Annotated in this window: 17 protein-coding genes; 4 read left to right on the top strand and 13 right to left on the bottom strand. The window is 49.6% G+C overall.

The genetic code is table 11. The features are described from left to right. On the top strand, positions 1–639 hold the full coding sequence (locus tag AF_RS03650; RefSeq protein ID WP_048064273.1) for a diphthine--ammonia ligase: 639 nt from the start codon (positions 1–3) through the stop codon (positions 637–639). On the opposite strand, the gene AF_RS03645 is transcribed toward AF_RS03650, so the two are convergent. From AF_RS03645 to AF_RS03625, 6 genes are all read right to left on the bottom strand, one after another. After that, a complete protein-coding gene (locus AF_RS03645) occupies positions 636–1,208 on the bottom strand; it encodes an MBL fold metallo-hydrolase (RefSeq protein WP_010878222.1) in 573 nt (190 codons plus the stop codon). The genes AF_RS03650 and AF_RS03645 overlap by 4 nt on opposite strands. Before the next feature lie 81 nt (positions 1,209–1,289). Beyond that, on the bottom strand, positions 1,290–1,430 hold the full coding sequence (locus AF_RS13050; protein WP_010878221.1) for a hypothetical protein: 141 nt from the start codon (positions 1,428–1,430) through the stop codon (positions 1,290–1,292). Positions 1,431–1,454: 24 nt separating this feature from the next. Further along, the gene (locus AF_RS03640; RefSeq protein ID WP_010878220.1) at positions 1,455–2,099 is read right to left on the bottom strand and encodes a potassium channel family protein; all 645 of its coding nucleotides are present in this window, start codon (positions 2,097–2,099) and stop codon (positions 1,455–1,457) included. After that, positions 2,071–2,595, bottom strand: coding sequence for a hypothetical protein (locus AF_RS03635; RefSeq protein WP_143274382.1), 525 nt, complete (start codon positions 2,593–2,595; stop codon positions 2,071–2,073). The genes AF_RS03640 and AF_RS03635 overlap by 29 nt, the downstream gene beginning before the upstream one ends. 8 nt (positions 2,596–2,603) lie before the next feature. Then, positions 2,604–3,029, bottom strand: a complete 426-nt coding sequence (locus AF_RS03630; protein ID WP_010878218.1) for a potassium channel family protein — start codon at positions 3,027–3,029, stop codon at positions 2,604–2,606. Beyond that, positions 3,026–3,847, bottom strand: a complete 822-nt coding sequence (locus AF_RS03625) for a F420-dependent methylenetetrahydromethanopterin dehydrogenase (protein ID WP_010878217.1) — start codon at positions 3,845–3,847, stop codon at positions 3,026–3,028. The genes AF_RS03630 and AF_RS03625 overlap by 4 nt, the downstream gene beginning before the upstream one ends. A gap of 73 nt (positions 3,848–3,920) precedes the next feature. Between AF_RS03625 and AF_RS03620 the strand changes: the two genes are divergently transcribed. Further along, positions 3,921–4,592 carry a HisA/HisF family protein gene (locus tag AF_RS03620; protein WP_010878216.1) on the top strand — a complete coding sequence of 224 codons (672 nt, stop codon included), beginning with the start codon at positions 3,921–3,923 and terminating at the stop codon, positions 4,590–4,592. On the opposite strand, the gene AF_RS03615 is transcribed toward AF_RS03620, so the two are convergent. Together AF_RS03615 and AF_RS03610 are read right to left on the bottom strand one after the other, a co-directional pair. Then, positions 4,589–4,939, bottom strand: coding sequence for a hypothetical protein (locus AF_RS03615; protein ID WP_010878215.1), 351 nt, complete (start codon positions 4,937–4,939; stop codon positions 4,589–4,591). The genes AF_RS03620 and AF_RS03615 overlap by 4 nt on opposite strands. Beyond that, positions 4,936–5,289 carry a thioredoxin family protein gene (locus AF_RS03610; RefSeq protein ID WP_048064272.1) on the bottom strand — a complete coding sequence of 118 codons (354 nt, stop codon included), beginning with the start codon at positions 5,287–5,289 and terminating at the stop codon, positions 4,936–4,938. Before AF_RS03610 ends, AF_RS03615 begins: the two co-directional genes overlap by 4 nt. 94 nt (positions 5,290–5,383) lie before the next feature. Here AF_RS03610 and ppsA point away from each other — a divergent pair, with 94 nt between their 5' ends. Then, positions 5,384–7,645 (top strand): pyruvate, water dikinase, encoded by a 2,262-nt coding sequence (gene ppsA / locus AF_RS03605; protein ID WP_010878213.1) that lies wholly within the window; start codon positions 5,384–5,386, stop codon positions 7,643–7,645. Here the strand turns inward: ppsA and AF_RS03600 are convergent. From AF_RS03600 to AF_RS03590, 3 genes are read right to left on the bottom strand one after another with little or no spacing between them, the layout of a single operon-like run. After that, positions 7,642–8,043, bottom strand: coding sequence for a hypothetical protein (locus AF_RS03600; RefSeq protein ID WP_010878212.1), 402 nt, complete (start codon positions 8,041–8,043; stop codon positions 7,642–7,644). The two genes, ppsA and AF_RS03600, sit on opposite strands and share 4 nt — an antisense overlap. After that, positions 8,040–8,504: a PUA domain-containing protein gene (locus AF_RS03595; protein ID WP_010878211.1), complete on the bottom strand. Its 465-nt coding sequence runs from the start codon at positions 8,502–8,504 to the stop codon at positions 8,040–8,042. Before AF_RS03595 ends, AF_RS03600 begins: the two co-directional genes overlap by 4 nt. Continuing rightward, positions 8,494–9,048, bottom strand: a complete 555-nt coding sequence (locus AF_RS03590) for an undecaprenyl diphosphate synthase family protein (protein ID WP_048064638.1) — start codon at positions 9,046–9,048, stop codon at positions 8,494–8,496. Before AF_RS03590 ends, AF_RS03595 begins: the two co-directional genes overlap by 11 nt. 41 nt (positions 9,049–9,089) lie before the next feature. Here AF_RS03590 and AF_RS03585 point away from each other — a divergent pair, with 41 nt between their 5' ends. Then, positions 9,090–10,301 carry a TIGR00297 family protein gene (locus AF_RS03585; RefSeq protein WP_010878209.1) on the top strand — a complete coding sequence of 404 codons (1,212 nt, stop codon included), beginning with the start codon at positions 9,090–9,092 and terminating at the stop codon, positions 10,299–10,301. On the opposite strand, the gene AF_RS03580 is transcribed toward AF_RS03585, so the two are convergent. After that, positions 10,267–12,039 (bottom strand): S16 family serine protease, encoded by a 1,773-nt coding sequence (locus AF_RS03580; protein ID WP_010878208.1) that lies wholly within the window; start codon positions 12,037–12,039, stop codon positions 10,267–10,269. The two genes, AF_RS03585 and AF_RS03580, sit on opposite strands and share 35 nt — an antisense overlap. 45 nt (positions 12,040–12,084) lie before the next feature. After that, positions 12,085–12,906 (bottom strand): class I SAM-dependent methyltransferase, encoded by an 822-nt coding sequence (locus AF_RS03575; RefSeq protein WP_010878207.1) that lies wholly within the window; start codon positions 12,904–12,906, stop codon positions 12,085–12,087. Between the last annotated feature and the right edge of the window lie 46 nt (positions 12,907–12,952).

Genomic DNA, 12,952 nt, shown 5'->3' with positions numbered 1-12,952 from the left:
ATGACCGCTGGCAAAACAATCGCAATGTGGAGTGGTGGAAAGGATAGCTGCCTTGCATTATGGAGGGCAATGAAGGAAATGGAAGTTGACAGCCTCGTCTGCATGATGCAGCACGGAAAGGCGAGGGCACACGGAATCAACGCCGAAATTGTTAAGGCGCAGGCCGAAAGCATAGGCATAGACATTGTTGTTGAAGAGGCAACGTGGGAGGATTATGGGAGGAGGTTGAAGGGCATCTTTCACAGATTAGGAGTTGAGAGGGCGGTTTTCGGGGATATATACCTCGAAGAGCACAGGACGTGGATAGAGAGGGTTTGCAGGGAAAGTGGTGTAAAGCCGTTTTTCCCTTTGTGGGGTGAGAGCACTGAAAAGCTGGCGGAGGAGTTCATCGAGGCGGGGTTTGAGGCTTACGTCATTGCAACGAAAAAGGAGTTCAGAGACCTTCTTGGAAGAAGATTTGACCGCAAATTTGTTGATGAAGTTAAGAAAAGGGGAATCGACCCCTGCGGTGAAGATGGTGAGTTCCACACCTTAGTTGTTGACGGACCAATTTTCGAAAAAAGGCTGGAAGTGAAGCTTCTGGATGCCTACGAGGGGGAGAGGTACTGGCACTTGGGGGTGGAACTTTTGAGAGCTTAAACCTCAAAAACGCTCCCGCTCCCAACCATCACATACTTCTCCCCAAGCTTCTCCTTGAGCACGAACTCATAGCCTAAACCAGTGCAGTGGCAGGGAGCAATCTTCTCGATTATGGCATCAAGCCACTTGATGATTTCAGGAAGCTCTGAAGGCTTGAAGGCGATCAGATGCGTCCCACCTACAATGTACTTCACCTCATCTCCCACAACCTCCTCTGCCCACTCAACCGTGTTCCTCAGCCCTGCGTGGCAGCAGCCGAGGACGAGAAGCAATCCTTTATCGGTTTTTACGGCTACGGATGTATCGTCCAGCAGCCCGTCAAACTGCTTTTCTCCATCAACCACGATGTAGGAGTCCTCAAGCAGCGCTTGCTCGTGCTTCCTTGGCACTTCTCCAAGCATCCACACGTCTTTTGCAACCTCCTGAGGCTCGGTAACCTCCACAACCTCAGCCATCGCCTCAATCCTCTCCCTTACAAAAGGTATGCCCACATGCATCCCCTTGTAAAACCTCGGCAGGAAAGCATGGGGATGAGTGTAGAGCTTCATTTTTGGCCTCAAAACACTCATCAGCCCGCCCGTGTGGTCGTAGTGGGCCGTGGGCTCAGTACCATCTTTTGCGGCAATTCAAGCCCCCTCACCAGCATGTTCCTAAAGGCGATATCGGATGCCTGAATCCATCAAAACAGGCTCCTTAGCGTCAATGTATGCAGAAAAACCCCACTCAGCCTTCATTCCCGGTGGCCTTAAGTCAACTACCTTATTGTCCACAAGAACGTAAACTTTCACCATAATTATATTTAATTCCAGGGCATTTTAATCCTTTTGATTTGGGATGCTTAGTTCCGCCTCAACTTCCAGGAGGTTGTCAGTTTTTCCAGCCAAAGCGATTCTGCAGCCCTCCTCAATTGTGAAATTGAGGTCCATGATAACCCTCCCGCCGCATTCCGCGGCAATTACCTTCACACCCTTACCCTCGAGCTCCTTTAGGGTTTTTCCTACTACCTTGGACCCCCTCTTTACCTCGTAAACGGCAATCTCGATATTCTCAAACCTCATTCTCCTTCTTATAGATTCTCCGAAAACCTCTGAGAGAATCATCTCAGCCGTAACCATTGGCAACACAATAACGTAGTCCGCTCCCGCCACGTACATCTTCTCCGCATTCTCACTTTCGTTGCATCTGACGTAAATCTTCAAATCCTCCCTCATTCTTCGTAGAGTTAGAACGCAGAAAATGGCATGTGTGTCTTCTGGAAGGGCGATAATTGCGGCATCGAAATCGGATAGCTCGATATTTTCCCAGAAGGATTCCGACGTTACGTCGGCCCTTATAAACTCGGCACTTCCCTCGGGCTCGTGCACCTCCTTATCAACGACGACTGTATCCACTCCCCTCGAGGTCAGAATTCTTGCCGCTGTCCTCCCAACGTCACCGTAGCCTAAAATGAGTACCCTCATACACGATCCCCTTTATTGCCTCCTCAGTACCGGCCAAAAGTGCAACGCAACCCTTTTCAAGAACTCTGTCCTTTGGTGGGTTGAACTCCAGATTTCCGAGACGGCATGCTGCAATGACCCTCAGCCCTCTCTCCTCAAGTTCTGAGACTGAAATATTCGACGGCAGCACGATTTCAATTGCCTGCACACCATCGAAAATCTCCCTTCTCTTCCCGATCTCGACCTCCTGAAGTATCATCCTCGCAATGCTCGAAGCTATGAGACTTTTCGGCAGGAACACCTTCTTTGCCCCCGCGTAGAGCAGGTATTTCGTGTACCTGTAATCCCCGTAGACAACATACTTTGGAATGCCATACTCCTTGAGTGTGAGCAGCGTGTCGAGAATGTCCTCCACCCTGTCCCATGCTACTATCATGGCGTTTGCTCTCTCAACTCCGTTCTCGAGAAAAGACCGCTCGGAGCCGCTGGTGAGGACGCAAACGACTCTGTCATCCAGAGCCCTTCTTACCCTTTCAGGGTCTTTTTCAAGAACGACGTATTAACACCGAATTCTCTGAGTATCTTGCAGAATTCGACTGTGAAGAGGTTGTATCCGCAGATAATAATGTGGTTGCTCATTTTGACAGATGTCGGTAAGACGAGCTTTAGCCTCTCCTCTGCCCAGGGAATTATGGCGTACGGAAGCAGGAAGCCGAAGAAGTACAGCACACCGCTGACCATTACAACAACCGAGAAAATCTTGCCCGCCGGTGTAGTGAAGTAAATATCCCCATACCCGACGGTTGTTATCGTCGCTATGACCCAGTAAAACCCATCGACAATTGAGTAGCTTCTCCCCTCGTAATTCTGCATCAGCGCAACGAAGAGCGTTGAGTAGAAGAGAATTAGAAAAATAAAAATTAAAATCGAATTTAGGATTCTTGACCTCATTCGGGCTTTGCCATCAGCTGGGTCTTGCCGAGGATTTTTCCATCTTTGGCGTGCGGGTTTCTGAAGACGGTGTCGTTGCTCTTCTCAATCTCCCTCGCCTGATCGGCAAGGATTGCGGCGATTCTCATCATCTCGTGAGCTGAAGCGACAAGCGGGATGTACTTCTCTGGATCCTTCTCAATGAAGCATCCCTTCACGTCGATGTCCGCAACCTTCTCTGCAATGTAGAATGCCGCCATCGCCTTCGCCTTGGCGTATGGATTGCTGAACTTACCAGCCTCGACTGCCTTTTCGGCTGTGACAACAATCTGCGGAAGCTCAGGCTGCTTTCCAGCCTTAATATCTTCAATAACCTTGTCGATTGCCTCCTGCACGAGCCTGAAGGCTCCGGTAGCGGCGAGAACCTTCACAACATCAGCGTTGAAAAGCGCCATCTCTGTCGGGTCGAGGAACTCTCTCCTCGCTCCAATCATGGAGTCTGCGTTGATTAGAATGTATCCGAATCCCTTCTCCTTAAGCTCGTCCTTTGCCTTCTTTGCCGGTGCGTCGCTGATTACAATTACAGGCTTGCCCTCAAAGGCCTCTCTGGCAGCCTTTGGCCCTGGTAGGGCTGCGTTTGGTGAAACAACAATCACAACATCCGGGTCGAACTCCTTGAGCTTCTCAGCCACAACAGCCTCTTCAGGCTGCATTTTTGCACCGCTTGTAACAACTCTAACCTCGATGTCCTCTCTATCAGCCCTCTCATCAAGCAGATACTCCACAAGCAGAGCAGTGCCAATAGCACCCATCTTCAAAACACCAACTTTCACAACCATTTTTATCACCTGCTGGCTGTATGCTTCAGTTTATTTAACATTTCCTTTTTAATCTCATTGCTGATATGGGAGCATGAAGGTATTTTTTGTGGTTGATATAAAAAGCGGTAAGGTAGTTGCGGGAAAGGGAGGGGAGAGGGAAAGCTACCCTCCCATAACCGCCATCAGCAGGCTTGTGTCATCTGATGATGCCTTGAAGGTGATTGAGGAGATTAAGCCAAGATTTTTGTATGCTGCAGACCTCGACAGGATTGTGGGATTGGGTGACAACTTTTCCCTGCTATCGAAGCTATCAAAGAGGGTTGAAGAGCTCATAGCTGACTGCGGTTTCAGAAGCCCCGAAGAGCTTGAAAAATTGCCCTTCACTCCTGTGGTTGGAACGGAAACCTTCGACATAACTCAGCTTGACAGGAAATGCTACGTCAGCCTCGATTTCAAGGAGAAATTTCTGGATGCATCTGGAAAGTTCGAAAGCTGGGAGGAGGTGGTTAAATTCCTTAACTCCTTCGACCTCTACGGGCTGATAGTCCTGCCGATACATGCTGTTGGAGCTATGAAGCCCGACCTCTCCGTTTTAACTAAAACTCTCGAACTTTCCGAACATCCAGTCATGCTTGGAGGGGGGATTTCGGGAGTTGAAGATTTGGAAAGGCTCAAGGAAATGGGGTGCAGCGGTGTTCTGGTTGCCACGGCGGTGCATAAAGGCAAAATACCGCTTGATGTAGTAAGGAAGGGGAAATTTTAGCCGTAAAGCTTCTCGGATATCGCTACAACCACAATCCCTATCCCGTAGGCTGTGAAGCAGTATGGGCAGAAGTAGCCGTGCAGAACCGCGTACGTTCCGAGGAAGGACTCTCCAAAAACGCCGGAAAACCTCCAGAAGGTGAGCAGTGCTCTGTTAACTCCTGCGGTGAAAACGACAATGGAAAGGACGAACCAGCAAAGGCCAAGAAGAGCCGGGACAAAGGGGGGGAGGGAGAAGACCGATATTGACGCGCACACCCCTGTTGGGCAGGGAACCGCCTCGCTGAGAAGAAGGTAGGATGAATCAGCGATTCCTGCAAGGGATAGCAGGATTGCCAGTCTTCTCATTTCATCCCCTCTATTGCTGTCCTAACCTCATCAGAACCCACAAAAACGTGAGCCTCCTCGTCCATTATAACGAGAGTAGGCACGTACTTAATTCCAAACTCCTGAGCTATTTTGGAGCAGTTTGCGTCCATTTCCGCGACATTGCACCAGGTTAAGTTGTGCGTTTTTGCAAACTCCTCCACGTACGGTTTCACTTCGCGGCAGTGGGGGCATGAGTCGGAGTAGAAGAAGTAAATTTTAGCTTGAGCACCTAAATCCGAGTTGAAATTGTGGTACAAGGCATTCCCCACTACGGCAGCGAGAACTCCTGAAATGACTGCAATTGCATAAAATGCAGCTTTCCTCACCATTGGCATCTATGATTTCCTGCTTAATATATCGCTTGCGATTCCGCTCCACCTAAAATTTTTTAAGGCTTTGGCAAACTCAGAACGAGGTGAGTAAATGCCGGTACTCTGGTTGGCGGATGTTGATAAAAACGATATTCCTCTTGTTGGTGGGAAGGGTGCGAATCTTGGTGAACTTTTAAGAGCTGAAATTCCGGTTCCTGATGGTTTCGTTGTTGACGCTCGAACGTTTCGCGAATTCATTCAGAAAACAGGGATAGCTGAGAAAATTTACTCCCTGCTAAGGGAACTCGATGTTGAGGATACGGAAAAGCTGGATGCTGTTTCGAGGGAAATCAGGGAAATCATCGAAAAGACGGAGATGCCTGAAGACATTGAGAGGGAGATCAGAGAGGCGTACAGGAAGCTCTGCGAGGAGGAGGGAAAGGAAGTTTACGTTGCGGTCAGAAGCTCAGCAACCGCAGAAGATTTGCCGGATGCAAGCTTTGCGGGGCAGCAGGAGACTTATCTGAACGTTGTTGGCGAGGACGAGGTTGTTGAGAAGGTCAAGAAATGCTGGGGGAGTCTTTTCACACCTAGGGCCATTTACTATAGAGTCCAGAAGGGCTTCAGGCATGAGGACGTCAGCATCGCCGTCGTTGTGCAGAAGATGGTGAACAGCGAGAAGAGCGGAGTAATGTTCACGTCCCATCCGGTTAGCGGGGAGAAGAAGTGCATCATCGAGGCGGTTTTCGGCCTGGGAGAGGCTATTGTAAGCGGTCTCGTCACTCCCGACACGTACGTTTACGACAGAGTGAAGAGAAAGATAGAGGAGGTCAAGATTGGTGAGAAGAAGTTCATGCTTACGAGAAAAGACGGGAAGACCGTTAAGGTCGAGCTTCCACCCGAGAAAGCAAACGAGAGGGTGCTGAGCGATGAGGAGATAGAAAAGCTCGTAACTCTTGGAGAGCTGATAGAGGACCACTACGGCAAGCCGCAGGACGTCGAGTGGGCTATTGAGGGGGGCAAGATATACATAGTCCAGTCGAGGCCGATCACAACCATAAGAAAAGAGAAAAAGGAGGCTGAAGAAGAGGTTTCGGAAGAGGCAGAGGGCAAAATCCTTCTGAAGGGGCTTGGAGCATCTCCGGGTATCGCCTCGGGTAAGGTGAAGGTGATTTTCAGCGAGAAAGAGATTTCCAAGGTTGAAGAGGGAGACATACTGGTCACAACGATGACCACACCAGACATGGTCCCGGCGATGAAGAGAGCAGCCGCCATTGTGACGGACGAGGGAGGTATGACCTGCCATGCAGCCATAGTTTCAAGAGAACTCGGAGTGCCGGCGGTTGTTGGAACTAAAGTCGCAACTAAGGTTCTGAAAGACGGAATGGTTGTAACCGTTGACGGTGAGAAGGGAATCGTTTACGAGGGCAGAATTGAGAAGAAGGAGGAACCAAAACCGGTAGTGGCTTCCGCTCCAATCATAACCGCGACAGAGGTGAAGGTGAACATCTCAATTCCCGACGTGGCGGAGAGGGTTGCGAGGGAGACAAATGCGGATGGGGTCGGTTTGTTCAGAATCGAGCACATGGTTCTCGGGCTCGAAAAGCATCCGATGAAGTTCATAAGAGATGGTGAGATTGACAGGTACATCGATTTGCTCTATCAGGAAATGAAGAAGGTTGTCAAGGCGTTCTATCCCAAGCCGGTTTGGATCAGAACCATCGACGCTCCAACGGATGAGTTCAGGGCTATGGAGGGTGGAGAGGACGAGCCTATTGAGGCCAATCCGATGCTCGGATTCAGAGGAATCAGAAGGGACCTGGCGGAGGAGGAGCACTTCAGGGCCGAGATGAGGGCGATAAAGAAGCTTGTGGACGAGGGATACACCAACGTTGGGGTGATGCTTCCGCTGATAACCTCTCCGGAGGAGGTCAAAAGGGCTAAGGAGATAGCCATCAGCGAGGGATTGCCGCTGGACAAAATTGAGTTTGGAGTGATGGTTGAAACGCCGGCAGCAGCGCTAATACTTGAGGATATCATTAAAGAGGGCATAGACTTCGTCAGCCTAGGAACAAACGATTTGACGCAGTACACTCTGGCGGTGGACAGGAACAACGAGAACGTCGCATACCTTTACAACGAAACCCATCCTGCCGTGCTCAAGCTCATCGAGAGAACAATAAAGGTTTGCAAGGAGCACGGAGTGAAGAGCTCGATCTGCGGTCAGGCTGGCAGCTATCCGCACGTCGTTGAGAAGCTGGTCGAGTTTGGCATCGACAGTGTTTCGGCAAATCCCGATGCGGTCCAAAGGATAAGGGAAGTCGTGGCAAGAGCTGAGAAAAGGATAATTCTGGAAAAGCTCAGAAAGATTTAGCCGTAGGCAATTATCTTTCTTGCCTCCATTTTTCCAATTTTTGAATTCCCTTCGATCAAAAGTCTGTTTCCTGCCCTTATTTCGTCGATTTCGCAGTTCTTCGCAACCCTTACGTCGCTTTTTGCGGTTATCCTTTTACCCTTGCACCCAGCAAGAACAACAACGTCCTCAGCCTCGATTTCGTTGAAGTTGCTGTAGGCTCCAACGGTAACCTCCTCAGCCCTGATAACGCCTCCAACAACGCACCCTCTTCCCAAATTTACTTCCTTTGCTTCGATGCTCCCAAGAAAGCTGCAGTCGATTCCCGCCACAACCGTTCCGTCGAACCTAAGATTTTTGGTTACCACACTACCCGACTTAACGCTCAGAACCATGTTTTTCCTGTCAATCCGCATCATCTCTTAACACCCTGCCTGACCTTCACGGCCATTCCCCTCTCCATTTCAAGCATTTCGAAGGCTGAGAGCACCGCTCTTCCAGTGGCGAGCAACTTGTCAGCAGTGTTGACCACCACAACTTCATCGTTCGCTCTGATTTCCTCATCGACTTCAACAACGTGCTTGGCAAAAACGCTTTTGCCTGCTGCAATAAAATCGGACACCTCATCCATCACCACAACTCTCATCTTGGGGAAGGGGAGCGCCTCCTTAACCCTCCTTGCTCCCTCAATGCTCAGCGTAAACCACCCGGAGTCAGGCTTGAGCGTGGCAATCCTAACGCCCCCGTCAACAACCTGTCTAACCCTCCCTGAGCTGGAAAGTATGAACTTGCAGGTGTCCGGGAAAAGCACTCTCCCAACACCTCTTCCGAACTGGTAGTCAGCAATAACCCTCAGCATCCTGAGATTCTCATCTTCCATACCTTCTTTCCCTCCTCTGATATTCTCTCAATATCCTGAGAAAGTCTGCATATCTGAGATTTTGCCAGTCAATATCCGCAAAGTACAGTTCGGCATAAATGCCTTGCCAGATAAGAAAATCGGGAATATCGTTTCCCGCCTTTATAATCATGTCGGGGGGAGATTTAATGGTCAGAAATTTCTCAAAGAGGTTTTCGTCCACCTCATCCACCTCAAGCTCGCCCCTTTCCACCATTTTCGCAACCTTCCTAACGACGTTGATTATCTCCTCTCTCCCGGTGAAGGTCAGAATGTTTATCGTGGGCTTTAGCCCATCTTTTTCCTCAACGCTTCCGTTTCTGATTATCCTGAGCTTAAAGCCATCGAAAAAGGACTCGTCAATCTGAGTGTTTCCGCAGATGGTTATTTCATCAACTCCGAACTTCCTGCACCATTTTGCGAGGTTGAGAAATCCCTCCCCTATGCTGTTCGTCACAACGACAATGTGCTTCGGAACCTTTTGAATTTCCCTCTCGAGCAGCTTTTCGTAGATTCTCAGCAGCATCTCATCAAAGTTTAAATGCAAGGAATACTTAACTTTTCCCGATGCATCCAGCTTTGGTGCTTGCAGCAATAGCTTTGATTGCGATAAAACTCGATCCAAGGTTTGTACTCGGATTGCTGGTCTTGCTAACGTTAATCTACGGTAAAAAGAGAGGATTTAGCCTGAAATTGAGAAATGTAACTGAAGATGAATCTTATTTTAATGCGTTTCTCTTCTCAACGATTCTTTCAGCTCTGTCATGCTTCTCACTGCCTAAGGACGTTGTTTTCGCCTCAATTTTTCTCATATCCGTTCACAACTACAGAAAAAACGCTCTCTGGAATATAGCGGTTTACACAACAGCATCTCTTTTGTACTTTCTCTGCTATCATGCAGTAAACGGTGTCGAACTCAGACTCGCGCATACCTTCTTCATCTCCCTATCGGGCGGTCTGACGGCAGCGCTGGTTGAGAGCGTTGACACTAATGCGGACCGCAGGCTCACGTTACTCTTAGCCATCTCATCCGTCTTCACGATATTCAAGATGTACGTGCCCTCAGCTTCAATATACAGCTTGGCTTTTGCCTTCCTGCTCTCATTCTTCGTGAGCCTCCTTGCCCTCTACGCAAAGGTTGCGGACGAGTCGGGATTGATGAGCGCGACCATTGTCGGCACGACGCTGATTCTCTTCGCAGATATAAGGTTCTTCGCAGTAATTCTGCTTTTTTACGCCCTTGGCTCAGCGATAACGAAGTACAAGTACAGCGTTAAGCTGGAAAGGGGAATAGCTGAGCAGGCCGGAGGGGCAAGGGGCTACGCAAACGTTTTCGGAAACAGCCTTGCCCCCCTCTTCTTTGCAGTTCAGTTCGGTGTTTCGGGGGATGCAATTTTCGCAGCAGCCTTTGTTGCAGCTGTTGCAGCGGCTCTTGCCGATACCATGGCGAGTGAAATCGGAAAGGCGGAGGAGAAGGTGTATCTGATTACAAACTTCAGCAGAGTTGAGCCCGGCACGAGCGGCGGAATTTCTGTTAAAGGAGAGTTTGCTGCACTTTTTGGATGCATAGTTACGGCACTGCTGTCTCTCCTCCTCGGCATTATTGGCTTCGATGTGCTTTTGCCAGTAACGCTTTCGGCCTTCGCGGGTGTTCACATAGACAGCTTGCTCGGTGCAACGCTTGAAAAAAAGGGATATTTGACGAACTCCGCTGTAAACTTCCTCGGAACACTCTCAGCAGGGATTATCTGCGTCTTGCTGCTATTGCCGCTGCTGTGATTGCAGTTACTGCTGCTAAGCCCTCAAATCCGGGAGTTTCGACGATTCTCTCTATCGTCGATTTTCCGGAGGGTGTGTAGTGGGTGTATGGGTTAAACTCTGCATGGACAAGCTCCTTTTCCCCACCTGAGCTCACCATGAGCGAGAGCAGCTTTGCCAGCCTCATTGAGAGCTTGTAGTACATCAGTTTCGCGTACTGGTTGTCGAGGTTCTCGGCGTACTCGAAGTACGCAGCGGGCAGCACCGGAAACAGCGATTTCTCAGCCTCTGAAATTGCTGCCATCGCTGCCTCCCTCGCCCCCTCTACTTTGTCATCGATTTTGCCGTAGGTAACCTCGATGGAAAGGCTCGCGTCAGTAATCGAGTTCAGGGCCATCACTGCCGCTCCCGCATACAGGCCCTCGGAAAGCAGCCTTTTGGCTGTGTCAAGGGACTCAAAACCCTGGTTTATCAGATACTCGTTCCCATTAAGCGATGAGGCGTAAATTAGCAGCGAGCTCGCCTGCGTAACGTAGAACTCGGCTCTCCTCTTAAGAGCATCTTTGGAAATTTCGTAGTCGTTCTTCAAATCGGGGAGTATTGACAGCCACACCTTGGCGCTCTCTACCCTCTCCTTCGCGTAGGCGAGATACTGTAACGCCTCATCATCTGATTTTGCATTTTTAGCATTCTCAAGCAGGTTTTCTGCCTCAGCAACCCTCTCCTGTGCAGCGGCAATGATCTGCAGGGAATTCACGCCCATTTTCTCCTTCGCAAGGTAGTCCTTCAGCTGGTCAATTTCGTTCTGGATTTTTCCAACCTCTTCGTCAAACTGCTGGGCTGTAACAATCTTGCTCTTGTACTCCTCGTACCTCTTGAGGATTTTCGCCTGGAAGTAGGTGCTGGTTGCCGTGTAGTACTTACCCTCTTTGTAGAACTCGTCGGCCTTTTTAATCAGCTTCTCAGCATCTTCGCTGGTGGCGGTAACCTCATCGAGAGAGGCTTTCATGCGGTCGGCAAGCTTCTTGAGAATTTGCGAGTAGCTTCCGATGTTGAACTGCCCCTCTGGTTGCTTTATCTCGTAACCGGTGAAAAACTTCAGTGCATCGTTTAGCGTGGCAACCTCGTAAACGTTCACACCGAGCTTCTTTCCGTATTCAACCAAATCGAGCTCTTTGTATTCGACTTCGATGTAGCTGATGATTCCAACTCTCCTGACCTTCTTTTCTTCCACGTAGGTTATCCTCTGGCCCTGGGGTATGAGGAAAATTTTGGCACCGTTTTTGGCAGCAGCTTCGAGCTTGTACTTTAGCCCTCCAACAGGGCCGATGTATCCGTCCGGGTAAATCATTCCGGTCATGTAGACGTCATCCCTTATTGTTAGGTTTTTGAGGGCTGCCACCGTTGCGACCGTCAACACACCCCCAGCAGAGGGGCCACCGACAATTGGCGCTTCTGCCTCTATGATGTAGAAAAAGTCGTATTTTGTAAAGTCTATACCGAGCAAATCGCATGCAGTAATTGCGGCAAGCTGAGCGCTTCCCTGCATGTCTATTTCGGTGTACGGTGTTGTTGAGACGAAAACTCTGCCATCGCCGGGTGTAACGATTACGGAGATGTTTATCACAACACCCGTTGGCTGGTCGCCGCTTGTGACAGCCACGGCCTTTATGCTCGCTTTCTGAGCGTTCTCGAACTGCGCTCCGGCAGGAGTGATTAGAATCAGCATCAACGCGAGAATTTTCAAAGCAGACTTCATGAAAACTCTTTGACCTGCGTAATTTAAACATTGCAGATAAAAAGTCTATAACACCCTCAAATCCAGCACGTACCTGTTGACGTAGGGGGCGAAGTTGCCGCACCTCCTCATTTTCACAACCTCAACCTCAAGACCCTCATCCTCAAACTTCCTCCTTACCTTTTCGGGCAGAATTTTCTCCTCATTCTGGCTGTCAAAGGTGTAGTAGTGAACAAACCCTCCCCTTCTAACCTTACCTCTGAGAAGGTGGATGAAGTTCTCCGCTGAATAGGGAGCAGGCATCACCACCCTGTCAAACTGCCCGGAGAGTTGGGGAACAACTTCCTCAACGTCCCCCTCAATCACCTTCACAACACCCTCAACCTTATTGAGCCTGACGTTTTGCCTGAAGTACTCCACAGCGTGGGGGTTGAGCTCAACCCCAACAACCTCTCTCGGCCTTGCGAGCTTTGCTATGACTATCGGGTAAGGCCCAACACCCGCGAACATCACCAGAACTCTCTCCCCTTCACCAACAAGTCTCGCAATTCTCTCCCTTTCCCCCGAAAGCTTTACCGAGTAGTAAGCCTTAGTTGGGTCAACCAGAAATCTGCAACCGTGCTCCCTCACAACAGTCTCCGTTTTCTCACCGTAAATGGGCTCGTATCTGGCAACTCTGTAAACGCCATCAACCTCACCAACCTTTCTCAGAACCGTTTTTACGTGCTTGTGCCTTTTCAGTATCGCTTCCACAATATCCCTGCTGTGGTGCATTATCTCATCCGGAATCTCAATGATTACGACATCTCCTATTATTTCAAAGCTCCTCCTAACGAGTTTCAGCTCCTCCTCACTTAGCCTGTCCTTGAGCAACTCCTTCAGCGACACACCTGAACTTTAAATCGGCGGAGATAAAAACGGTTGCGATGGGTTT

The sequence above is a fragment of the Archaeoglobus fulgidus DSM 4304 genome (assembly GCF_000008665.1).
Classification (GTDB): Archaea; Halobacteriota; Archaeoglobi; order Archaeoglobales; family Archaeoglobaceae; genus Archaeoglobus; species Archaeoglobus fulgidus.
Note: the sequence above shows the minus strand (reverse complement) of the source record. Positions and strands in the feature narration are given on the sequence as shown.

Coding starts and splice junctions, on each gene's coding strand:
- AF_RS03650 (WP_048064273.1), top strand. CDS start 1: ATGACCGCTGGCAAAACAATCGCAATGTGGAGTGGTGGAAAGGATAGC.
- AF_RS03645 (WP_010878222.1), bottom strand. CDS start 1,208: ATGAGTGTTTTGAGGCCAAAAATGAAGCTCTACACTCATCCCCATGCT.
- AF_RS13050 (WP_010878221.1), bottom strand. CDS start 1,430: ATGGTGAAAGTTTACGTTCTTGTGGACAATAAGGTAGTTGACTTAAGG.
- AF_RS03640 (WP_010878220.1), bottom strand. CDS start 2,099: ATGAGGGTACTCATTTTAGGCTACGGTGACGTTGGGAGGACAGCGGCA.
- AF_RS03630 (WP_010878218.1), bottom strand. CDS start 3,029: ATGAGGTCAAGAATCCTAAATTCGATTTTAATTTTTATTTTTCTAATT.
- AF_RS03625 (WP_010878217.1), bottom strand. CDS start 3,847: ATGGTTGTGAAAGTTGGTGTTTTGAAGATGGGTGCTATTGGCACTGCT.
- AF_RS03620 (WP_010878216.1), top strand. CDS start 3,921: ATGAAGGTATTTTTTGTGGTTGATATAAAAAGCGGTAAGGTAGTTGCG.
- AF_RS03615 (WP_010878215.1), bottom strand. CDS start 4,939: ATGAGAAGACTGGCAATCCTGCTATCCCTTGCAGGAATCGCTGATTCA.
- AF_RS03610 (WP_048064272.1), bottom strand. CDS start 5,289: ATGGTGAGGAAAGCTGCATTTTATGCAATTGCAGTCATTTCAGGAGTT.
- ppsA (WP_010878213.1), top strand. CDS start 5,384: ATGCCGGTACTCTGGTTGGCGGATGTTGATAAAAACGATATTCCTCTT.
- AF_RS03600 (WP_010878212.1), bottom strand. CDS start 8,043: ATGATGCGGATTGACAGGAAAAACATGGTTCTGAGCGTTAAGTCGGGT.
- AF_RS03595 (WP_010878211.1), bottom strand. CDS start 8,504: ATGGAAGATGAGAATCTCAGGATGCTGAGGGTTATTGCTGACTACCAG.
- AF_RS03590 (WP_048064638.1), bottom strand. CDS start 9,048: ATGCTGCTGAGAATCTACGAAAAGCTGCTCGAGAGGGAAATTCAAAAG.
- AF_RS03585 (WP_010878209.1), top strand. CDS start 9,090: ATGCATCCAGCTTTGGTGCTTGCAGCAATAGCTTTGATTGCGATAAAA.
- AF_RS03580 (WP_010878208.1), bottom strand. CDS start 12,039: ATGAAGTCTGCTTTGAAAATTCTCGCGTTGATGCTGATTCTAATCACT.